At 41.5% G+C, this 23,704-nt stretch carries 17 protein-coding genes and 1 pseudogene; 15 read left to right on the top strand and 3 right to left on the bottom strand.

The genetic code is table 11. The annotated features are described in order from the left end of the window. Positions 1 to 13: 13 nt before the first annotated feature. Genes FA047_RS18880 through FA047_RS18870 form a run of 3 tightly spaced genes read left to right on the top strand, consistent with a single transcriptional unit; the run spans position 14 to position 2,354 of the window. Positions 14 to 799 (top strand): PspC domain-containing protein, encoded by a 786-nt coding sequence (locus tag FA047_RS18880; RefSeq protein WP_136837657.1) that lies wholly within the window; start codon positions 14 to 16, stop codon positions 797 to 799. Position 800: 1 nt separating this feature from the next. Continuing rightward, positions 801 to 1,730, top strand: a complete 930-nt coding sequence (locus tag FA047_RS18875; protein WP_136837656.1) for a LiaF transmembrane domain-containing protein — start codon at positions 801 to 803, stop codon at positions 1,728 to 1,730. A 6-nt stretch (positions 1,731 to 1,736) separates the two neighbouring features. Further along, positions 1,737 to 2,354 carry an RDD family protein gene (locus FA047_RS18870; RefSeq protein WP_136837655.1) on the top strand — a complete coding sequence of 206 codons (618 nt, stop codon included), beginning with the start codon at positions 1,737 to 1,739 and terminating at the stop codon, positions 2,352 to 2,354. Here FA047_RS18870 and ispG read toward each other — a convergent pair. Continuing rightward, on the bottom strand, positions 2,351 to 4,321 hold the full coding sequence (gene ispG / locus FA047_RS18865) for a (E)-4-hydroxy-3-methylbut-2-enyl-diphosphate synthase (protein ID WP_136837654.1): 1,971 nt from the start codon (positions 4,319 to 4,321) through the stop codon (positions 2,351 to 2,353). The two genes, FA047_RS18870 and ispG, sit on opposite strands and share 4 nt — an antisense overlap. 302 nt (positions 4,322 to 4,623) lie before the next feature. On the opposite strand from ispG, the gene FA047_RS21065 reads away from it, so the two are divergent. From FA047_RS21065 to FA047_RS18840, 6 genes are all read left to right on the top strand, one after another. Then, positions 4,624 to 4,785 (top strand): TlpA family protein disulfide reductase, encoded by a 162-nt coding sequence (locus tag FA047_RS21065; protein WP_317130921.1) that lies wholly within the window; start codon positions 4,624 to 4,626, stop codon positions 4,783 to 4,785. Between the two features lie 11 nt (positions 4,786 to 4,796). Next, the gene (locus FA047_RS21060; RefSeq protein ID WP_317130920.1) at positions 4,797 to 4,967 is read left to right on the top strand and encodes a thiol:disulfide interchange protein; all 171 of its coding nucleotides are present in this window, start codon (positions 4,797 to 4,799) and stop codon (positions 4,965 to 4,967) included. A gap of 105 nt (positions 4,968 to 5,072) precedes the next feature. Next, positions 5,073 to 6,623, top strand: a complete 1,551-nt coding sequence (locus FA047_RS18855) for an ankyrin repeat domain-containing protein (RefSeq protein ID WP_136837653.1) — start codon at positions 5,073 to 5,075, stop codon at positions 6,621 to 6,623. 5 nt (positions 6,624 to 6,628) lie between these two features. After that, entirely contained in the window at positions 6,629 to 7,114 is a 486-nt protein-coding gene (locus FA047_RS18850) for a DUF2271 domain-containing protein (protein WP_136837652.1), read from the top strand. 7 nt (positions 7,115 to 7,121) lie between these two features. Further along, positions 7,122 to 9,320 (top strand): PepSY domain-containing protein, encoded by a 2,199-nt coding sequence (locus FA047_RS18845; protein ID WP_136837651.1) that lies wholly within the window; start codon positions 7,122 to 7,124, stop codon positions 9,318 to 9,320. Positions 9,321 to 9,361: 41 nt separating this feature from the next. Continuing rightward, entirely contained in the window at positions 9,362 to 10,306 is a 945-nt protein-coding gene (locus FA047_RS18840) for an FAD:protein FMN transferase (protein ID WP_225872794.1), read from the top strand. On the opposite strand, the gene FA047_RS18835 is transcribed toward FA047_RS18840, so the two are convergent. Then, the gene (locus FA047_RS18835; protein WP_169304459.1) at positions 10,296 to 11,273 is read right to left on the bottom strand and encodes a helix-turn-helix domain-containing protein; all 978 of its coding nucleotides are present in this window, start codon (positions 11,271 to 11,273) and stop codon (positions 10,296 to 10,298) included. The two genes, FA047_RS18840 and FA047_RS18835, sit on opposite strands and share 11 nt — an antisense overlap. An 81-nt stretch (positions 11,274 to 11,354) precedes the next feature. Between FA047_RS18835 and FA047_RS18830 the strand changes: the two genes are divergently transcribed. Beyond that, complete coding sequence (locus tag FA047_RS18830; protein WP_136837648.1) at positions 11,355 to 13,814, top strand: TonB-dependent receptor; 2,460 nt, start codon at positions 11,355 to 11,357, stop codon at positions 13,812 to 13,814. A gap of 37 nt (positions 13,815 to 13,851) precedes the next feature. Beyond that, on the top strand, positions 13,852 to 15,210 hold the full coding sequence (locus FA047_RS18825; RefSeq protein WP_205943353.1) for a hypothetical protein: 1,359 nt from the start codon (positions 13,852 to 13,854) through the stop codon (positions 15,208 to 15,210). Between the two features lie 73 nt (positions 15,211 to 15,283). On the opposite strand, the gene FA047_RS18820 is transcribed toward FA047_RS18825, so the two are convergent. Next, positions 15,284 to 15,682: a hypothetical protein gene (locus FA047_RS18820; RefSeq protein ID WP_136837647.1), complete on the bottom strand. Its 399-nt coding sequence runs from the start codon at positions 15,680 to 15,682 to the stop codon at positions 15,284 to 15,286. Between the two features lie 194 nt (positions 15,683 to 15,876). On the opposite strand from FA047_RS18820, the gene FA047_RS18815 reads away from it, so the two are divergent. The 4 genes and pseudogenes from FA047_RS18815 to FA047_RS18800 form a co-directional block, all read left to right on the top strand. Further along, complete coding sequence (locus FA047_RS18815) at positions 15,877 to 18,753, top strand: outer membrane beta-barrel protein (RefSeq protein ID WP_136837646.1); 2,877 nt, start codon at positions 15,877 to 15,879, stop codon at positions 18,751 to 18,753. Between the two features lie 258 nt (positions 18,754 to 19,011). Beyond that, positions 19,012 to 21,732, top strand: coding sequence for a GH116 family glycosyl hydrolase (locus FA047_RS18810; RefSeq protein ID WP_136837645.1), 2,721 nt, complete (start codon positions 19,012 to 19,014; stop codon positions 21,730 to 21,732). Between the two features lie 9 nt (positions 21,733 to 21,741). Beyond that, positions 21,742 to 22,326: an RbsD/FucU domain-containing protein gene (locus tag FA047_RS18805; protein ID WP_136837644.1), complete on the top strand. Its 585-nt coding sequence runs from the start codon at positions 21,742 to 21,744 to the stop codon at positions 22,324 to 22,326. 587 nt (positions 22,327 to 22,913) lie between these two features. Then, positions 22,914 to 23,704 (top strand): annotated as a pseudogene (locus tag FA047_RS18800) (hypothetical protein); the annotation flags it as partial.

Here is a 23,704-nt window from a genome sequence, read left to right as displayed (position 1 = left end):
GAGGACATTTATTATGGACAAGAGATTATTTAGGAATGAGCATGAGAAAGTAATTGCTGGGGTATCTTCAGGAGTTGCAGAATACATGGAGGTGGATGTAACGATAATCAGGTTACTGTTCGTACTCTCCACCATTTTTTTAGTGGGTACAGGAATATTGGTTTACCTGATCATGTGGATTGTGGTGCCGGTAAATAATGACCCGACAAGAAGGTTTTCAAGGTTTAATGATTTTTATCAGGGTCAGCAAAACAATCCTTTTGCCAACCCCAATCCATTTTCACAGCCATCAAACAATCCTGGAAGTACTAGTACTGGTCAGGGATGGACATCATCGACTGTAAATGACGCTGGTTTTAAAGCTGCACCAAAACCGGAAGACTTTCAGCCTTTTAAGAAGAATAATGAAACCGGACGTACAGTAGGGGGAATGTTCCTGCTGGTAATTGGTATCTATTTCCTTATGAATGAATTCAACTTCATTCCATTCTGGTTTAGCTTAGGTAAATTATGGCCCCTGGTATTTGTTGCCATAGGCGTTAGTTTTATTTTGAAGGCCAATAAGAAAAATGCATGGGAGCAGTGGAAGAGACAGCAGGAGCAAGATTTGTACGCAGATATACGCAGCCATGATGCTAATCCTGTAAACCCTACGGAACAGCCGACAGGCATGCCGGTGGCAGAGACTCCAGCAGCAGATGCTCCTGTAACTGACACTCCGGTAGCGGATGGTCCTAATGAAGAACCGCGTCAGGAAGGACCGAAAATAGACGATAGATTCACTAAAAGAGACATATAATATGAAACTGGACAGAATAATGTGGGGTATTGTACTGCTTTTTATAGGTGGCGTACTCCTTTTAGAAAATTTTCATTTCATTGAATTTTACTGGGGCAGTGTTTGGCGGTTCTGGCCAATCTTTCTAATCATTGCAGGAGTAAATATCTTGTTCAATAAGAATAAATCACAGATCGGCGGGATAGTATCTCTGGGGATACTTGTTATAACACTTATACTGCTTTTCTTTAAAGGACAACGTCCGCCGGCCGACAACAGGATTGTTGACCGTGTAGAAAGTGAAATGAACATCGACCGAGGGGAATATGAAGACCTGACTTTTTCTCATCCATATGATGATTCAACCGCAGTAAAAACGGTATTGAATATTTCAGGTGGAGGAACATCTTTTAAACTTCAGGGGGCAACGGATAGCCTGATAGAGGCCAGAGTTCAGAATAAAGCAGGTAAGTTTTCTTTGGAAACGATGAAACAGGATAGTGTGACCTCTATCTTTTTCAAGATGAAGGGTAAAAGTGAATGGAATATGGGTGATGGCGGGAACGATGTAGATTTTGACCTGAACACCAATCCTAACTGGGAAATTAATATGAATATGGGCGCCGGTGAGGTTGATTTTGACCTTTCAGGCTATAAGGTAAGGACCTTTAATTTTGATGGCGGGGCAGCTGCTCTGGACATTAAGTTCGGGGATCTTTTACCTATAACAGACGTCAATGTAAAAACAGGGGTTGCCGATGTGAAACTGAATATTCCAGAGGGATCAGGATGTAGAATAAAGACCAAAACAGGTTTGTCATCTAAAGATTTTACGGGCTTTACCAAGCTGGATAATGGTACTTATGAGACGCCCAATTACAAAGCGTCCACTAAAAAGATTTTTATCAATTTAGATGGTGGATTGAGTAACTTTGAGGTTCAGAGGTATTAGCAATAAATGGATGATCAGCATATTCAATATACAGTTGTTATAAATGGTAAACCGCAGGGACCATATCAGTTAGAACAATTAAAAACAATGGATATTCACGTCGGCACTTTTATCAGAGTGCCTGGAATGGACGATTATAAAGAAGCTCACGAATTCCCGGAATTGCGTGAGCTTCTTGGTTTTACCTATCAGCAGACTGCTCCGCAGTATTTTGCTTCCTTTGATCAGCGTTTGCTGGCATCAGCAATAGATTATTTCTTATTGACTTTAGGGTACATACTTTTGGTACTTTTAGGATTCGTTTTTGTGGAAGATCAGGCTGCACGTATGGCGATGGCTTTTGGCGGATTGCCTTTGGTGCCCATCGCTAAATTTATTTACGGAAGTCTGGCAGAGGCTTCGTCGCAACAAGCCACAATAGGTAAAAAGCTGCTGAACATCAAAGTAACCGATCTGGGAGGGAATCAAATTTCGATGACCAACTCATTTGGAAGAAATCTTGCGAAGATCATTTCTACCGCACCTTTTTTCTTTGGCTACCTTTATAGTTTCCTCAATAAAAAACAGCAGTGTTTTCATGATGCGATTGCGAATACTTTGGTCGTAAAAGACCGGCTTATTTAACCTTGCTTTACTTCAGTCCAGTTGCCGTCTTCTTTAATCAGTTCGATCAAATCATTTAAGGCATTGGCCGAATTTACATTCTTTTTTACGACCTCTTTGCCTCTGTATAAGGTAATCTTATCTGGGCCTGTTCCAACATAACCATAATCGGCATCAGCCATTTCACCGGGTCCGTTAACGATACATCCCATGATGCCTATTTTGATGCCTTTTAAATGATCTGTACGTGAGCGAATCATCTGCGTGGTTTCCTGTAAATCGAATAACGTACGTCCGCAACTAGGGCAGGAGATGTATTCTGTTTTAGAAATCCTTGTTCTGGTAGCCTGCAGGATGCCAAAGCTGGTAGAATTGATCAGTGAGAGATCAATCGAATGATCTGCATTGATCCAGACACCATCACCCATACCATCGGTTAATAAAGCACCCAGGTCGGTCGCAGCATATAACATCAGGTCATCTGCACTTAGTCCCTCGTAATCCCTTTTGATGATCACAGGGATAGTGATGTTTTTATTGATGAGTGAAATGAAGAATTCCCGTTGTTCTGCCATGCCATGACTGGCAGTTGTTTCCAAAACCAAAATGCTATTGCTCTTTAAAGCCACAGCATCTATTTGTTGCACTTCAGCCGGGTTAACCTTAACAAGATTTAGATAGGGATCTTTGACCTCTGTACCAATAAACTCTTTATAACTCATCAGCGGGTGGCAATTGGTTTTATCCCGAAGTGCCAGCCAGGTCTGGTAATTATAAATCTGCTTCAGGTTTCCGGGGAAAGAAAAAGAAGGCAAAGCATCCCCTAGGTAAACAAGATCACAAGCCTGATCGGCCATATTGTATTTATCCAGACCAGCACTATACTTATAACCTGCTGAGGTTAGAAAGTAAGGGTCTTTCAGGTTTTCTTTTGAAACATCCAGCATCACTATGGGATGATGATGTCCGCCGATATGTTGCACAGGTTCTGTGTGTCTGCGCTGATATTCGAACGGATTATAAGGAAGTTGTCTGATACTGATCTGTTCCCTTTCTTCTTTCACAGTTTCAATTGCTCGTTTCTCATACCTAAGTGCAAGTGCTTTGGCTACAGGTGCTTCAAATTCAGGGTCTTCTGTTAGTGAAACCCTGATCGTGTCGCCAAGACCATCTTCAAGCAAAGTGCCTATACCGACAGCAGATTTGATACGTCCGTCTTCACCATCCCCGGCTTCTGTAACACCAAGGTGCAAAGGATAGTTCATGCCCTCTTTTACCATAGTTTCTACCAGAAGACGGTAAGCCTGTACCATCACCTGCGTATTGCTGGCTTTCATGGAGATCACCAGGTTGTAATAGTTTAGGTCTTCACACATGCGGATAAATTCCATAGCGGATTCTACCATACCACGCGGCGTATCACCATAGTGGCTCATGATCCTGTCTGATAAGGAACCATGATTGGTTCCGATACGCATTGCTGTACCATATTCCTTGCAGATCTTTACAAGGGGAGTGAATTTTTTATAGATGCGATCCAGTTCTGCCTGATACGCCTGCTGCGTATAATCTATGTTTTCAAAGCGTTTTTTATCGGCATAATTGCCGGGGTTTACCCTTACTTTTTCTACGATGCGGGCCGCGGCTTCTGCAGCGTTTGGGGTGAAATGGATATCTGCAACCAATGGAACTGTATAGCCCCTTAAGCGTAACTCTTTCTTAATATTAGCAAGGTTTTCTGCTTCCTTCATGCTAGGCGCCGTAATGCGGACATATTCGCATCCGGATTCTACCATTCTGATGGTTTGCTCAACGGTAGCAATGGTGTTCATGGTGTCTGTAGTAGTCATAGACTGGATACGGATGGGGTTTAAGCCGCCCATAGGGATATCACCAATGCTAACTTCCCTTGTTAAGAATCTTGAATATTGGGTGAGGCTATTACAATATCCACCTTTTAATACACTTTGAACAACTGCTTCTTCCATTGCTTATTGATATGGTACAAAGATAAGCATCTAATTAGAACAATTTTACAATCCGGAACTTCAATATTTTTGCCCACTCCTATAATAGACTTAACCCGACGTTAAGCGATATCAGTAAGGGACGTTTGGTCTGTTTTCGGTGTGCGTTCGTATCAACTAGGGTGTCGCCAGGGTGGTGCTTCAGTGTTGATAGGGTGTTGGTTCGGTTCCAATCGAACCAACACCCCAGATGATATGGAGCAGTACTCTAGATGATACGAACGCATAGCGAACGCAGCGTTAACTGACTACAATGCCTTATCATGATCGCAATTGGGGTAAAGGCAAAGGATTTTAGTCAGCCGGACGTAAATGGTAAACTCGTTTCTTTATCCTCATATAAAGGAAAATATGTACTGCTTGATTTTTGGGTAAGCTGGTGTGGACCTTGCCGGGCAGAAAATTCAAATGTACTTGCAGCTTAAAAGACGATGCTTTGCCATGGACCCAGGTAAGTGATCTGATGGGTTGGAAAAATGTAGCCGCCGGTTTTTATGCAGTTTCTGCAATTCCTCAGAATTTCCTGATTGATCCTAATGGCGTAATTGTGGCTAAAAATCTAAGAGTTGAAATGCTGGAAAAAACGTTAACTAAATTTTTGAAGTAAAATTATACACAGCGCAGGGTCGCATCTAAAATTTATATTACACTAGAGTTTTTTTTAGTTAGATTTTTATATATTCGCAGTCAATTTAGAATTAGTATAAATAAAATGAAAAAGATTCTCCTATCCGCCCTTTTATTATCCGGACTCTATGCGAATGCGCAGAACAACACGTTAATGAATGCTGATTTTTGGAAAACCAAACCCAGCATCGATCAGGTAAAAGCTGAGATCGCTAAAGGAAATAGTCCGTCGCAACCTGACGCTGCTTCCTGGGACCCAACAGCAAGAGCTATTCTTAACGATGCGCCTTTAGAAACGATTAAATTCATGGTGGAGCAGGAGGGTAATGGAGTAAAGAAAAAAACACACCATAGTGCCTCTTATCTGCATTGGGCGGCATCCAGGGGAAATACAGAACTGATCACCTATTTGATAGCAAAAGGTTCTGATGTAAATTTGACTGATAGCCATGGAGCAGCCGTTATTTCTAATGCTGCTGCTAATGGAAACCAGGACAGAACTGTTTACGAAGCGTTGTTTCGTGCAGGTGTAGATCCTAAAAAGAAATATGAGGATGGTGCTACATTATTGATGCAGGCAATTTCCAGGGATAACGATTTGAAATTGTCAGATTATTTGGTTTCTAAAGGTCTGTCTTTTAATGATAAGGATGAATATGGCAGTACTGTTGTAGATTATGCAGCGAAGCTGGGCAACAAGCAATTGATAGAAAAATTAATGGCCAAAGGCATCAAATCTACCAACAGGGCGCTTTTCTTTGCAACACAGGGATCGAGAATGTCTCAAAACGGCATCGAAACCTACAAATATCTCGTGGAAGAATTGAAACTGGATCCGAAAGCTATTAACCCGAAAGACGGTGCAACTATTTTACATACGCTGGTACGCCGACCTAATACTGAACTCATTAATTATTTCCTGAGTAAGGGAGTAGATGTTGCTAAGGCTGACAATGAAGGCAATACTGTATTGATGGCTGCTGCTGCCGGAAGAGATGTCCAGCTGGTAGAGTTGTTGTTGTCGAAAGCAAAGAATGTAAACGCGGTAAATGAAAAAGGAGAATCTGCGCTTACCCAGGCTATTGCAACAGGATCATCGGAAGTAGCTTCATTATTGATAAAAAATGGTGCAGATGTTAAAGTGCTGAATAAAGACGGGAATAACCTGGCTTACTATTGGTTTAACACGTACAGAGAAGCTGCACCGGCAGGAGCTCAGGGTAGACCACAGGAAGGCGGTATGCAAGGTGGCGGTTCGCAGGGAACTGGCGCTCAACGTCCTCAGGGTGATGAGTTTGAGAGTAAGCTGGCTGTTTTAAAAAGCAGCGGACTTGATGTAGCCGCTCCTCAAAAGAATGGAAGTACGCTATTTCATTTAGCTGTAGCTAAGGACAACCTGAAATTGGTTAAAAAGGCAAAAGAGCTTGGTGCGAATATCGATGCACAGGATAGCGAAGGTGCGACGGCATTGCATAAAGCGGCCCTGATTGCTAAAAACGATACTTTGTTGAAATCACTGGTTGAGTTGGGTGCAAAAAAGAATTTGAAAACCGAATTTGATGAAACAGCTTATGACCTTGCGAAGGAGAATGAGTTCCTTTCAAAAAACAATGTACCTGTTGATTTTCTAAAATAAATAGCATGAAATTTTCTTTAAGATTCTTATTACCTATAGTTGCTTTTGTAGCTTTTACGAGTGATGCCTTTGCGCAGTCGAGCAAATATAAATGTATGATTCAAATGACGAGCTATGAGGGTGAAGCCGCTTATGTAGTCGTGTCTTTGATCAGTCCAAAAGGTGGCTATGAAAAGACGCTTTCTGTACTGGGTACTGATAAACAGTGGTATAATACATTGAAAGACTGGTATAAATTTCAAGCAAAATCTAAGGAGAAGCTGAGTGCGGTGACAGGAGCTTCTGTTGGGGGTGGCGACCGTGCCATGCGGACCATTGAAATCGAAGACTCAAAAATGAATAAGGGCTACAAACTGCGTTTTGAATCTGCGGTAGAAGAGCAAAAGTACCATGTAACTGATGTGGAGATTCCGTTGACGACTGCCGCTATTACTGAAAAGGCTACAGGAAAAGGATATATCCGTCTGGTGAAACTTAATAAAGTTCAGTAAAAACGGAATGACGTTATCTGTTTGGAGATACGCGCATCTGGCATTGGCGATTGTATCTTCCTTGTTTGTGCTGATTCTTTCTGTTACAGGAGTTATACTGGCGATTGATGCTGTAGGCGAAAAGGTGCCGGCTTACCGGGCAGAAAATTTCAATTCCCTAAGTCTTGCACAGGTGATTCCTGAACTAAAAAAGGTTTATCCTGAAATCACGCAAATTTCGGTCGACCACAACCAGTTTGTGAGCATCGAAGCGCTGGACGGGGATGGCAATACGGTAAAAGCCTACATAGACCCGAACAACGGTGCTGTACTGGGTAAGCTAAAGCCTAAAAGCCAGTTTGTGCAATGGACGACTGCTTTGCACCGCTCTTTGTTTCTAAAGGAAACGGGAAGGATCATTGTGGGGGTTACTTCATTTCTGTTACTCGTGATTACGATAACAGGGGTGATACTCATTGCAAAACGTCAGCAGGGCATCAGGCATTTTTTCGCGAAAATAAACCGGGATTTCTTTGCCCAATACTTCCATGTTCTCACAGGAAGGATATTTTTAATACCTGTATTTCTCATTGCGCTTACCGGGACACATTTGTTTATGGTGCGGATGGAAATCATCAAGGATGCCAGCGTTAAGGTGGAGCACGCGCAAAACATTGAGGATGCTCCTTTGAAGAAACCCAATGAGTTTGCCGTTTTTCAGGAAAGCAAATTATCAGAGATAGAGCAAGTAGCGTTTCCTTTTATGGAAGACGATCCAGAAGAGTTTTATGTCTTGAAATTACGGGACAGGGAGCTGTCGGTGAGTCAAATCAACGGGGCGATTGTGGAGGAAAGTAAATATCCTTACGCTGCGGTTTTGGAAAAACTGAGCCTCGATTTGCATACCGGGCGTACAAATATGCTCTGGGCCATCGTTTTGGGACTGGCATCACTGAATATCCTGTTTTTTATCTATACCGGATTCGTGATTACTTTTAAGCGAACAAGAACAAAGATCAGGAATAAGTTTAAAGCAGAGCAAGCGGAAATTGTGATTCTGGTGGGGACTGAAAACGGAAGCACATTGTTCTTCGCAAATCAAATTCATAAGCAATTGCTGGCAGATGGGAAAAGTTCATTTATCGCAGAAATGAACCAATACCGGAATTATCCAAAGGCAAAGCATCTGCTGGTTTTTACTTCAACTTACGGTTTGGGGACTGCGCCAACGAATGCATTACAATTTGAAAATTTACTGGGTAAAATTAAGCAGGAACAAAGCATTCAGTTTTCTGTTGTGGGGTTTGGTTCAAAGGCCTATCCGGATTATTGCGCTTATTCAAAACACATAGATGTCTTATTGGAGCAGCATGAATCATTTTCACGTTTCCTGGATCTTCAAACAGTCAATGACAGGTCTACCGAGGAATTTGTAAAATGGGCACATCACTGGAGTGAGCAATCGCTCATTGCTTTGGCTACGGCCTCTGCTGTGTACAACACAAAGGTAGCTGGACTGAAGAAATTTAAGGTAGTTGCTAAAACTGCCGTGAGCGAAGACAACGCCACATTCAAGATGGTATTGAAGCCTGCTTCAAACGTTAAATTCCGGTCGGGAGATCTTTTGGCTATATATCCGGCCAATGATAACAGGGAACGTTTTTATTCTATCGGCAATAGTAATGGAATGATCCAGTTGATGGTGAAGTTATATGCAGGTGGACTGGGTTCAGAGTTTCTGTATCAGTTAGAAGAGCAAGGCATTCTGAAGGCCCGCATCATGAGCAATTCCGGATTTCATTTCCCTGAAGATGCTGCAGGAGTGGCCATGATTGCAAACGGTACAGGTATCGCGCCGTTTTTGGGTATGATTATGGATAATGGTAAACAGGTTCCTGTGAGCCTGTACGCGGGTTTCAGGTATAACAATGCACTTACTCAGCAATACCAGGAGTTTGCGGCGACGGAAATCGCAGCGCAGCGACTGAATAAGTTCGATATCGCATTTTCCAGAGAGGAGGAATCGCAGTATGTAATGGATCTGATCAGAAGGGATGCTGCACAATTTATAGACCTTTTGGAAAATAATGGAGTGGTAATGATCTGTGGTTCGTTAAATATGCAAAAGGATGTGGAACAGGTTTTAGAAGAGCTTTCTTTAGCTAAGAATGATAGACCATTAACGTATTATAAGGATAGAAACCAGATTTTGACCGATTGTTATTGATGCCTATGTCTAAAAGCCAGGTTTTAAAGGTTGTTTTGCTTTTGAACAGCTTTATAGCTTTTTGCAATTCCAGCACTGCACAGGTTTTACTGAAGCGGCAAGTTACTTTAATGGGCTCGGTGTTCCAGTTTACATTGGTAGACCGGGACAGTGTACTTGCAAAAAGAAATATGGAACTGGTAATTTCTGAAGTGAAACGTATAGAGCAGCTGATCTCTGAATGGCAACCGGAAACTCAAATATCAGCAGTGAATCGAAATGCAGGCGTCAGGCCGGTAAAGGTAGACAGAGAGGTATTTGATTTGACAAAAAGGGCCATTCAATATTCCCGAATGTCGGACGGTGCATTTGACGTTAGCATTGCCGCTATGGATAAGATATGGAGATTTGATGGAAGCATGGATGAGATGCCTGAAGAGGCAGCTATTAAAAAATCTGTGGAAAGGGTAGGCTTTCAGCACATCATACTCGACAGTGCCAATTGTACTATTTACCTGGAACGGACAGGTATGAAAATAGGATTTGGATCTATAGGAAAAGGGTATGCAGCGGATAAGGGAAGAGCATTAATGCAGGCGGCAGGCGTAAAAGGAGGCATAGTAAATGCATCGGGTGATATGACTACCTGGGGAGAACAGCCTTCTGGTAAGGCATGGGTAATAGGAATCACCAATCCCTTCAAAAGACATAAAATCATAAAAGCATTGAAGCTGAAGGAAAGTGCTGTGGTAACCTCAGGAAGTTATGAAAAATATGCAGAGATTGACGGGCGACATTATTCACACATTATAAATCCAAAGACCGGTTATCCAGCTACAGGATTAACAAGCGTAACAATTTATGGGCCGACAGCTGAATTTGCAAATGCCCTGAGTACATCTATTATGGTACTAGGAGAGCGGGACGGTATACTGCTTTTAAAGCGGTTCCCTGGATATAAAGGTGTGCTAATCACTGATAAAGGGAAGTCGCTATTTATACCATAGCTATTAAAAAATGCTCCAGTGTCGCAGCAAGTTCTTCTGCAAAGATCAATAAAGATAATTTACCCGACTTCAGTTTATTAGGAAGGTACCCAAAATATTTTTTAAAGGCACTGGTGAAATGCGTAGCATATTTATAACCCATTTTTCCCGATAATTCAGCTATCGTGATGTCCTTTTCAATCAGCATGGCTTTAGCCTGTTCCATCTTGTATTGGTTAAGGTAGCCATATACTGTGGTTCCGAATGCTATTTTAAAATTGCGCTTCAGGTTGAACTCGTTGGTTCCGACCATGTGCGCCAGTGTACGAAGTGAAAATGGAGTGTCTATATTTTCTGTTAGGATTTCCTTTACTTCCTGCATCCTGTTCAGCTCTTCTTTTTTTAACTGGTACGTGGTTTCGGATGCCCTGGACTGCTCAAATTGTGAGGACTGCAGCATCAGCAGTTCGAGTACCTTGGATTCTAAGAACAGCTTTGCACAAAATCCGGTGTGCGGAGATGATTTTAACGTATTTAATATCGCATTGATCTCCGGAGTGATGTACAGGTTGTTTTTAGAAAACGCAGCCGGTTTGGATAGTTCTATGCCCTTCTTTAAATCTAAATAACCGGAGTGATCATCAGGGAGATAGCGCGATAAGAATGAAAAACTGATATTTAAACAAAGGATATCATGCTCTTCCTCTTCTATATCCCACATTAATTTTTTATTGGCTGCCAGGAGATTGTGCTGCTGATCTTCAAAGGTGAAGAAAGGCTTTTTAGCATTAAGAAGCGTGCAGCCTAGTCTGCCTTTGGCTACAAAGATCATCTGCAGGTTATCGCCTTGCTGATTTGTTATTTTATCAACAAGGGCTGAAAAAGAGTCTGCATTGCTGGAATGATATAACGTTACCTCCCGGTTGACACTGAAAATGTGACTGGAAATTTCTCCCTTTAGCGTTAACTCTTCTCCTTTTGGCGTCATAAGCAGCGTATATCTTTGCGGCGAAGTTAAGGTTATTAAGACTATTTCTAAAGAAGACATAAAAAAATTACAATCATATACATGAAACAAGCTTTACTTACGCTAACCATTCTGTTCATCAGCTGCGTTGTTCAAGCACAGACCGGTAAACTTTCAGGCAAAGTGAGCGATCAAAGCGGAAAAGCTGTGGAAGGTGCAACGGTGCAGATCAAAGCATTAAACAGAATGGTGCCTACGGATGAAAAAGGTATTTATGAATTGAAAGACCTCTCTTTCGGTGAATATCAATTGGAAATCAGTTCCATCGAGTCCAGATTATATTCCACGAAAGTAAAAATAAACCAGGATGTAGTAGTTCATAATGCCATTGTAGCTCCCGCAGGCGACAAAAGTCTAAACGAGGTCACTGTAGTGGAAAAGACGGTCAAAAAGGCAATGGAAACTTCCGGGTTTGCGGTGGCAATTATAGAAACAAAAGAAGCATCATTACGGAACCTGACTACAAATGAACTCCTGGACAGGGCAGTTGGCGTTCGTGTCAGACAGAATGGGGGAGTAGGCTCAAATGTTGAATATAATCTGAATGGTATGTCGGGCAGCACCATCGGGATTTTTATCGACGGGATAGAAGCCTCGACTTATGGCTCTTCTTTCAATCTGAATAATATACCTCCGGCGATGATTGATCGTATAGAAGTTTATAAAGGTGTATTGCCGTCCCATCTGACTGGAGACTATGTTGGCGGGGCGATAAATGTGATATTAAAAAAAGATGCTTCCCGGAACAATGCAACTGTCGCCATGTCTTACGGATCGTTCAACACCTATAATGCCGATGCCAGTGTAATCATGCGTAATAATAAATCAGGACTTTCGTTCAGAGGATCCGGTTTTTATACCTATTCGGACAACAGTTATGAAATGTGGGGCAAATTCGCGAAATATACCGATAGAAACGGGATCTTAACCCGTGATTTCAGGGCGAAAAGATTTAATGATACTTATAAATCCATTGGCGGACGTTTCGAAGTTGGATTTACCGACGTAAAATGGGCAGACCAGTTTTTCCTCGGCTACAATATATCAGACACTTATAAGGACATTCCACATGGCACTACAACGGGACAGCCGTATGTAGGGCGTTTTACAGAATACCAGGCTCATGTATTCAGTTTGAATTACAACAAGAATAATCTTTTCACAAACGGGTTGGCGTTAAATATAAATGCCGTAAGAAGCAGCCGCAGCACCTATGTGCAGGATACTGTTACTACCCTTTACAATTGGGATGGCAATCCTTTAATACTACATACGGATTACATGATTGAAGCCGGTGAACCTCCTATAATTATGAAGGCTCCCATGAACGGTGCACAACAAGGGCTCCCTACGATCAGCAACGTGGATAGGAAAATCATCAATGCACGTTCAAATCTGGCATATACCATTGTTCCTGGTCACAGACTTTCCCTGAACCACAAATTTGAAAGAACCGACAGAGATGATACAAATCTTTTGAGGCCGGTTAATAAGGATCTCATCACCGTAATGGAGGTGTCTAAAAACATTGTGTCTGCAAATTACGAAGCAGAAACCTTCGGACGTAAATTGCGTACCAACGCAATGGTTAAATATACCGCAAACAATACCATGCAGACCGACCCTAAGGCAACATATAACGCCGATGGTTCCTATCAGCTTGATCCGCAAACATCAAGAACATTTGATGATAATTTTGGTTATGGAGCGACCGTTTCCTATAATGCCGTATCTAAATTTTATTTGATAGCTTCCATGGAGAACAGTTACATCATGCCTACAGAAGAGCAGATGTATGGAAACCTCGAAAATAACATTTTGCCCAATTTAGGTCTGCGTCCTGAGCAGAATATCAATTACAATATTGGTTTCCGGTTGGGGATCCTGGATTTTGGTAAACATAAGATTTCATTTTATGGCAGTGCATTTTGGCGTAACGGATATGATAAAGTTACCAGACAAACAGTTGATAGTGTAGTGACTGATTCCGACCTGGATATACAGGCAACTTCATTTGTCAATCTGGGGAGAACGCAATCGAGAGGGGTAGAAGCAGAGGTGCTGTATATTTTTAACAACCGGTTAAACGCGGCGCTTAACTTTTCAAAGTTCAATGCTTTATACAAAAGAAACCACGATGATAATGGTGTTGTAGACGATCGTTATAACCTTCAAATACCCAATGAGCCTTTTTTTACCATCAATGCAAACGTTCAATATAGGTTAAATAACCTCTTTCAAGATAAATCCATTACCAACGTTTATTACAACACAGGTTTCGTTGGCGCTTATGACATCGCCTGGCATCCTTCTGAAGGAAGTCTTACTCCAGCTCAGTTTTCGCATGATTTAGGAGCCAGCTATCGTTTCCCTGCGGGAAAGATCATCGCCAGTCTTGATGCAAAGAACGTATTCAATTCGGCCTTGTATGACAATTTTGGAGTGCAAAAACCAGGAAGAGGAATTTATTTTAAACTGAATTACACGATAGGCAAATTTTAAACAGATCATAAACAATAAAAACAAAATAAATAGGAATATGAAACAAGGACTATTATTGAGAGGGGCACTTTTTGGTGCTGCAATTGCATCCCTTACTTTAGGCAGCTGTAAAAAGGATAAAGAGCCATCTATTGATGAGCCTCAGAACGATACGCGATGGATTACGCTTACTGCAGCGCTAAAGCAAACGAATGACGGCGACGGTAATGGCGGGACATTAGCTTACGCGATTAGCCACGACCAGGCTATTAATCCGGCATTTGAATTAGATATTTTTCCGGTAGGTAAAGGATTGAAACTGGAGTCTCCGCGTACGTCGCGTGTACAGGCATCAGCCGATGGAAAATATCTGTATGATATTCAGTATACTGGTGCTGATGGTGGTATCTTTCAAAAGTTCAGAGTCGATGGACAAGGTAAATATGTAAGAGAAGGTAATGAAGTTAACGCTGCCATTATTTTGGGTACATCTCCACGTTGGGTAAAATCTGCCGAAGGAGTTGGTGTTGGCGTAAGTATTGCTAACGAGACTTTATATACCGGAACCTTTCCTGCTGTAACTTTTGGGTCTATTAAATCCACTGCAGCGGTTGCATCTCTTAATCTTGACAATCCAAGTATCTTAAATACGGCATCATTTGAAGTTCCTTTCACCGCACAACAATTGGCGCAGGGCTATTCGATCGGACGTATTGATGTGCCGATCATCAACCAGGCAAAGAATAAAGTATATATTGGATGTAATATCTCTAAGATCAATCCAATTGGTACGCCTACCCAAAATGCAACTTCAGGGGTTGTGTCATGGCCTAGTGACGCTGCAAATATTGCAGGTACGGTTACTATAGTTCTTGACTATCCAACATTGAAAAATCCTAAGCTAATCTGGTCTACGCAAAGTAAATATGGTAATAATGGATACCGTACTATGGTTCAGCATATTGGCGACGATGGTCATGTTTATCAGGCGACAGGCGTAAATACTACAGGTTGTCCGCACATCCTTCGCATAGATAAAAATACAAACGATTATGATAACACTTATCTGTTTGATTTATCTCAGGCTTTAAATGTGACTGGCGCAGGTATTAAGGCATGGAGATACCTTGGAAACAATAAAGGATTTGTGATGTATGACATCAACAAAGCGGGAGGTTACCTTGCTCTTATTGATTTAAATACTAAGACAGCTACGAAGATACCAACTGAATATGAAGCAAGACTGAACTTTGATCAGCACCAGAGCATCGCGGTTCAGGGAGATTTTGTGTATGTTCCGTTGACCCCGGTAAGCGAGGCAGGAAACGTATTTGTTTACAACTGGAAAACTGGTGTGCTTACCAAAGGTGCTAAATTAGCAAATGGTACAGGACATCGTTTTATCGGTGCTTATTAATAGATTGCTTTAAATAAAAATCCCCCGGACTTATGAAAGTTCCGGGGGATTTTTATTTAAAAGTGTTTTGGTACTATTGACCACCTGAACGTTCTGCCATGCGTTTTTTCATCGCTTCAGCACGCTCAGCCTGCCATGCAGTGAAAGCTTTTTTCTGCTCATCGTTTAATAAAGCCGAGATTTTAACATTTGTAGCTTCGTTTGCTTTGGTCATCATTACGCGAACTGAATCACGGTTTCCACCATCCTGCATCGCTTCAAAAATCTTAGCTGTTTTAGCGCCTTGCTCCAGGTAAAGTGCTGTTACTTTAGTTTTTTGATCATCAGTAAGTTTTACTTTTTCATTCAATTGGTCTACATTTCTTTTAGCTCTTTCTTCCGGAGTACCACCACGGTTACCACCACCTTGTTGTGCTTGTGCAAAAGCAGCTGTTGCGAAAACCAGCATACAGATCATCATTAATTTTTTCATCTTGTTATAGTTTTTGGTTATCAATGATGACTTTGAGCGGAGAAATTGAAATAGGTTTAATCCTAATATAGTAACTTAATTGTTGCATAAGTTATGAATTGTAACAAAATAGAGGTGATTGTTAATTCTTGTTTAACTTGATTAAACCAATCCCAGGTTTACACGTCTATTCCCCAAAACCAACACTTTAGAAGATGATTAAGAATTTTATAATACTGATTTTAGCAATAACAAGTTTCCTTTGCGTAAACCAGGTAAGTGCCCAGGATAAGCCAGTACAGACGCCGCCTCCGCCACTTCCTGTGCGTGAAATCAGCGGAATTGTGAAGGATACTTTAGATCTTGGTTTGCCAGGTGCAACAGTATCGCTGACGTCAGACAAGGACACTTTAAAGACCTCTACAAATACTGACGGGATCTTTGTTTTCAAGAACGTAAAATCAGCTACCTATACAATTGTAGTTCAAAGTCTTGGCTATCTCAAAACTCAGCCAATGCGTTTCAAACAGAACGACATGATTGCCCGCATCGTAATGGATCCGATTGTGATGAAGGAAGAAAAAAATACATTAAATACTGTTGTGATTACCGGAACTCCCGCTATCACCTATAAAACAGATACTGTAGAATATAGAGCCAGTGATTACGTGGTGAGGGCCAATGCGAGTGTCGATGAACTTTTGAAAAAGATGGAAGGTATGGAAGTCGGCACGGACGGAAGTTTAACGCATAATGGCGAGGCGGTGGCGAAAGCGAAATTAAACGGAAAGGAATATTTAGGTGGGGATATCGCTAATGCGATTAAAAACCTGCCTGCTGAAATCGTAGATAAAATTCAAATTGTAGATGATTATGGCGATCAGGCAGCGAGAACAGGCATTAAGGATGGGGATCCCTCAAAAATATTAAACATCACAACTAGGACAGACAAGTCTGTAGGCAATATGGTAAACCTGAATGCAGGTGGAGGAAATAATGAACGCTACGAATCCGGCATTTTTGCTACCAGGGTAAATGGTGATCAGGTTATTGGTGTAAATGGGAATTTCAACAATACTGTTAATGGCGTGGCTGGTGGCGGTGGCGGATCCGGTGGTGGTTTTAGCAGCGGCGGTCAAGGTGGTGGCGGTCGTGGCGGACAAGGAGGAGGAGGCCGTGGTGGCAACACTTCAGGAGCTTTGCAATCCGGGTCAGGTGGTTCGGGTAGTGGAGGAACTACCAATGCTGGTAATGGGAGTCTAAGCTATCGTGATCAATTGGGTAAAGTTGGGGTCAACTTAAACTATAATTATTCAGGATCAGATGTTAATTCTTTAAATAACAGCAGTTCTTTAGATGTTACCTCTACAGGTGATATTTATGCTACAAAAGGGAATTTGAGTAATAATAATACCAAAAGTCATAACTTGAGACTGGAATTAGAAGCTGATCTGGATAGCAATAACTTTCTAAGGTTCATACCGACGATAACCTATGGTTCGACAATCGGTCTGCGACGTGACTCCCTTTATCAGAATGGTACTTTAAACGGTTTAGATTTTCGTCAGGACCAAATCAGTTTCAATAATACTAAAAATACGACACCGAGACTTGGGGCTTCTGTCTTTTACCAGCATACCTTCAATAAGCCAAGAAGAAATTTCTCACTACAAGCAGATATCAATAGCAATGACAGCGAGAACGAGCAGCAACAAGATACCAGGTTTACTTATTATAATGGCACAGCTACGACTGAAGAATTACTCAACAGGATTATAGCGCGCAAGAACTTACAGAACAATTACAGAGGAAGTTTAACCTATGTAGAACCTTTAAGTCTGAATACACAATTGGAATTGAATGCGCAGCTAAATTACAATGGGTATGATAACAACGCAACCACCCGAAATGTAGATGCAGGCGGAAGTTCACAAGTCATTGATTCATTAAGTAATATTTATAAATACTCGTTTACACAGGCACGTATTGCACTGAATTTCAGATATGGATTGAGCAGCACTTCAAAAGTGAGATTTTCACTCGGTTTAACTGGTATACCAGCGGTATTGTCGGGGACTAAAGAAAGTTTGGGTACCTCTACTAACAGAAGCAGTTTTAATCTGATCCCGATTGCCCGTATGGAATATGTTTTCTCACGTCAGCACCGGATTTCATTAAACTATTCAGGTAATGCAAATGAGCCTACGTTTGATCAGATACAACCGGTACGTGACGTGATTAACCCGCAGAATCCTATTGTAGGTAATCCGGACCTGCTGGCTACTTTCACGCACGCCATCAACGGAAACTATAATAACTACATTGCTAATGCTAAATTAAACTATTCAGTTAATTTCAATGCTTCTTTCATAGACAATTCGGTCATCAGAAATAATGTGCAATATAAGGACGTGAACGGGGGTATCATTACTGAAACCAGGTTCATCAATGCAGATGGCGCATACAGATTAGGTGGAAACTATTCCATCAGCAAACAATTGAATAACCGTAAATATAATTTGTCGTTAAATGGAAATGTCAGCTTTAACCATGGCTTGTCGATGAGTAACGGCTTACTGACTACTACAGATACCTGGACATTTGTAGAACGTTTTGGTCCGAGGATCAATCCGACAGAATGGTTTGAAATTAATCCGAATGTGTCTTATAATGTCACTAAATCTAATAGCTCATTGCCGTCTGCAGATTATACAACCAATACACTTGCATTAAACCTTGATGGAAGGGTTATTCTGTGGGATAGCTGGCTGTTCAATTACAATGCAAGCAAAAACTATGTAAATGGTATCAACGCAAATATCACAAGTAACCCTTTTGTAATTAATGCATCCATAGAAAAGGAACTTTTTAACAGAAGGGGTAAAATTAGCTTGCAGGCATTTGATATTCTAAATCAGAATAACTTTGTAACACGTGACTTAACAGAAAATGGTGGTTATGTAGATACGAAATCAAATGCGTTGAGCAGGTATTTTATGTTACGCTTAACCATGAGGTTGCAAAAATGGACAGGAGCGCAGGGAAGAAACGGAAGAGATATTATGAGAAGAGGTGACGGTAGTTTCATGTAGTGAAAAATAACCGTTCTCTTCGAAGACTGGCATCTTTTGCCCGCTTCGCTAAAAGGGCAAAACCGCCTGAGGTCTTCTCTGAGAAGGTGATTTTTTAGGATAACGTAAACATGAAAGCCCCGTAGCATAGATGCTGCGGGGCTTTCATTTTACCATTTGATCATAATATTAAGTGATTTTGGCATAAGTTGAATAGTGTCATTTAATGTGTTTAATTTTAGTAGCATACAACCGAACACACAACACACAAAACCAAATATGAACAATAAGACTGTTGACCGAAGGGACTTTATTAAAAAAGCAGGTTTGCTTACAGCGGGTTTTGCAGCACTGCAATTTCCGGTATGGGCACAGAGCATTTTTGCTGAAGGATATCCCTTGCACAACATCCCCGAAAACAAAGGGATAGATCCTGCCTGGGCACGTTCCCTCTTTAACAGGGGTGATGCTACCACCTATTTGAAAAGCCGAAATGAATTAAAGTACATTGGTATGCCTGCCGGAGGTCTGCATGCAGGAACGGTTTATGTGGGGGGCGATGGACGTCTTTGGTTGTGGCAGATTTATAATGAAACCTTTGAGGGGCCACAGGAAGGTATAGATCCAAAGGTCGTCAACTGGAATGATGGTACTTCAGTACGTAAAATACGTGTTAGAGATGGCGCAGCTTATGTGGAACCTGCTATAGCGAATAACAAACGTGTACTCGATCAGGGCTTTGCCATCAAAGCGATCGTAAACGGAAAAACAATTGTTAAGGAACTGAATGAAGACGATTGGGAAGAGGTTAGTTTTACTGCATCCTATCCCGTGGCTAACATTAAGTATAGCAGCAAAGGATTCCCTTTGGAGGTAAACCTAAAAGTATATTCACCTTTTATCCCACTTGATGCGGAGAAATCTGCCTTACCTGCTACAATTCTAAAACTTGAAGCAGTGAACAAAGGTAAAAGTCCATTGAATGTTTCCGTGCTGGGCTGGATGGAGAATGGCGTGAATAAACTAACAGGAAAAGCAAAAACAGGACAGCGAAAAAATGAGGTCATCAGTCTTGAAAAATCAACTGGTATATTTTCTTCTTTTGAGACCACGAATGAAGAAGTAAGAGGAGCGACTGATAGCGGAAGCATGAGTTTTGTACTGCATGGCACAAAGGGTAGAGCTCAGACTTCATTTAGTCCATGGCCGGTTGAAGGCAAACATTTTGATGTTGCCGCCATGAGCCCCGCAAATGTAGAAGCACCTGAAAAACTGGTAGGGTCTCTCGGCTTTTCAGAGCATTTATTGCCAGGAAAATCCCTTAAAGCAAATTATTCAGTTAGCTGGCATTTTAATAATGTGAACCCAAAGCTGAAGAAACTGGTTAAAAATGCCGAAGCGGGCTATCACTATGGAGCCAGATTTAAGGATGCCAGGGCAGTTTCAGAATTTATAAATGCCAATTTCAATGAGTTATCCTCCACTACAGAATTGTGGAGTAATACCTGGAACAACTCTACATTACCGCATTGGTTTTTAGAGCGCACTTTTGTGAATATAGGTACGCTTGCTACCGCTAATACTTATCGTTTTGCAGATGGCAGGTTCTGGGGATGGGAAGGTGTAGGTGCATGTGCAGGTACTTGTACGCATGTGTGGCAATATGCGCAGGCTGTAGGGAGAATCTTTCCGGAACTGGAGAGAGGCTTACGCGAAAAGGTTGATCTGGGAGTAGGATTCAAGGAAGACAGCGGAGCAATTATTTTTCGTGCAGAAAATGAGAGCAGGCCAGCCATTGATGGTCAGGCGGGTACAGTGCTGCGATTCTATCGCGAACATCAAATGAGTAAGGATAGTACTTTTCTGCAGACCAACTGGCCTAAAATTAAAAAGGCAATACAGTTTATGCTGTCGCAGGATAAGAATGGAGATGGCATGACTGATACGCCTATGGAGAATACACTTGATGCAGTATGGGAAGGAGAAATTGCATGGATTGTTGGGTTGTGTATAGCTGCGGCGAGAGCAGGACAAGCCATGGCAGAAGAAATGAAGGATGATACATTTGCTAAAATCTGTGAAAATTATGTAAGTAATGGCCGCAGAAATATGGAGAAGGAATTGTTCAATGGAGAATACTTTATCCACCGTCCGGATGCTGTTCAGGGCCGGAAAAACCTCGGTTCTTACAATACCTGTCATATTGACCAGGTGTATGGCCAAAGTTGGGCATTTCAGGTAGGATTACCCCGTGTGTTGGATAAAGCAAAAGCAATAGCCGCACTCAAGGCATTATGGAAATACAATTTTACCATGGATGTTGGACCTTACATCAAAACGCATACAGGCGGGCGTCCGTATGCACTTTCCGGTGAGGGAGGAATGGTTATGAATACCAATCCTCGGAATGAACCCAAACCATTTGGAGAAAATATAAGCTGGCAGCTTGGTTATTTTCATGAATGCATGAGCGGTTTTGAACACCAGGTGGCTGCGCACTTTATGGCAGAAGGCATGTTGGAAGAAAGTCTTGTGCTGACAAGGGTGATTCACGACAGGCACCATGCGGCAAAGAGAAATCCATTTAATGAAATTGAATGCAGCGACCATTATGCCAGGGCAATGGCCAGTTATGGTACTTTTATCACTGCATGTGGTTTTGAGTATCACGGTCCGAAGGGATATATCGCTTTTGCACCAAAATGGAATAAAGAAAATTTTAAGGCCCCATTTACTTCGGCAGAGGGGTGGGGGACATACCATCAGCAAAAATCCGGTCTTAAGCAGATCCACAACCTGGAATTGAAATACGGAACCCTGGCGCTAAATAAACTGTCCTTTGAAAAATTGGGAGGAGCGAAGGTGAGTAGTGTTTCAGCTCAGTTGGGTGGCCGACAAATTCCATCGACCTTTAAACAGGAAAATAATGCGGTGGACATCCTCGTAAAAGAAAGGCTTAATGTCCAGAAAAATCAGATTTTAACCATCACCATTTCTTAAATTAAAGATATGAAACCATTCAATTTTATAAAATTACCTGCAGTCTTATGGATTGCCGGTAGCTTATTTCTTGCGGGATGTACGACGCCGGGAGTACAAAAAGACAATTCGGCAGATGCTCCTGAAAATTGGGAGCAGGAATTTTATGCAAAGTTGCCTATGCTGGGTCATAGAAATTGGATTTTGGTGGTAGATAAGGCCTTTCCTGAACAAAATGCTGCGGGCATGGAATACATTTATGCTAATGAAGGATTGAATGCTGTTCTGAAACAGGTGCTTACACAGGTCAATCAATCTGGTCATGTTAAACCTATTATTTATCAGGATAAAGAACTAGGCTTCATTACTGAGCAGCAGGCCAGTGGCGTTACACGGTTTAAAACGGCTATCAAAAGTACGCTTGGTAACCAGCCTGTCCAAACCATGCTTCATGATTCTGTTTTTAAGAAACTGGATATGGAATCAAAACTGTTTAAAGTATTGGTCATCAAGACAAATGAGGTTATTCCTTATACTTCAGTTTTTCTGCAATTGGATTGTGCCTATTGGAATGGAGACAAAGAAAAACAGCTGAGGGAAAGCATCAGTAAGTAGATTTTATCATTTTAGCACTAAAGAGTTGCTAAGCTGGACAATACAGTTGTAGTCAGCTCGCTGGTTTTGTAGCAACTTTGTATTGAGAACCTAAGATTTTCATAGTTAGCGATAGTTAGGTTGCAGGTACGTGTGGTAGCGTACCTGCTTTTTTTGTCCTAAATTCTGTTTCCAGGATCAGCGTTTCAGTAGATATTCTGTGTGTAATTATTTCCTTTAATAGGGAATAGTTGGGGATTTATTTCTCTGTCCTTTGGACTGTCGTTTTTCCGTTTGCTTTATCGGTTTACTGGCTCTTTCAGCCAATGTTTTCTCTTTTTTTTATGTTTTAACTGTCCAAAATTGATGTGCAAAGGGATTTTTTTGCCTAAAGACATCTTTTGAGTTAGCTGTTTTTGGGGAATTATTTTCCTTAATATTTTTATTTGGGAATTATATTTCTCGATAATTTTTATGCGAATATATCCCCATAGGGTTATCAGTGTGCTTTTCTCCTATTGGATATGTTTTTGACTAGAGCCTTCCTACAAAGCCTATGATGATCTCATAGGCTTTAAATTAAAACTACCTATAAATTAATTTTGATTATGAACAAACGCTTACTAATGAGTTTGACTATCGTACTAAGTACTCTGGGTGCGGTCGCTCAACAGAAAGTAAAGGATGGTACGGTTGCGAATGGAAGTCTTCCGAACAGAGATGCTTTACTCGAACTGGAGAGCAACAACAAAGGTCTATTACATGCAAGAGTAGCACTGGTTGAGAGTATCAACCCAGCACCACTTTCTGCTCATGTAGCAGGAATGATGGTTTACAATACTGCAACAAGTAAAGATTTGATTCCCGGAATTTATTATAATGACGGAACGAAATGGGTTTTTGTAAAAGGTACAAAAGGTGATCCCGGATCAATTATCATTGAAGCACAGCCTGGTAAAACCGGGACTCCTGGAATTCCAGGTCAACAGGGTGGACCCGGTGCAGGAACTACAATTGTAACAAACGATAGCGGAACCTGGATTTATAATCCGACCACAAATACTTGGACAAATGTGAATGGTGCAAATGGGAAAAATGGTATAGACGGTAAAAACGGTATTGATGGTAAATCAATTACTGGAGGTACTGGTGCTCCAGGGGCTGGAACAGGCGCCAATGGCGATACTTATGTGAACACGACTACAGGTGATGTTTATACAAACGTAAACGGAACCTGGACTGTAACAGGAAATATCAAAGGTCCGAAAGGAGACAATGGTATAGACGGTAAAAACGGTATTGATGGTAAATCAATTACTGGAGGTACTGGTGCTCCAGGGGCTGGAACAGGCAACAATGGAGATACTTATGTGAACACGACTACTGGTGAGGTTTATAC

The organism is Pedobacter frigoris, from assembly GCF_005116445.1.
GTDB classification, from domain to species: domain Bacteria; phylum Bacteroidota; class Bacteroidia; order Sphingobacteriales; family Sphingobacteriaceae; genus Pedobacter; species Pedobacter frigoris.
This window is presented reverse-complemented; position numbering and strand designations above follow the sequence as displayed.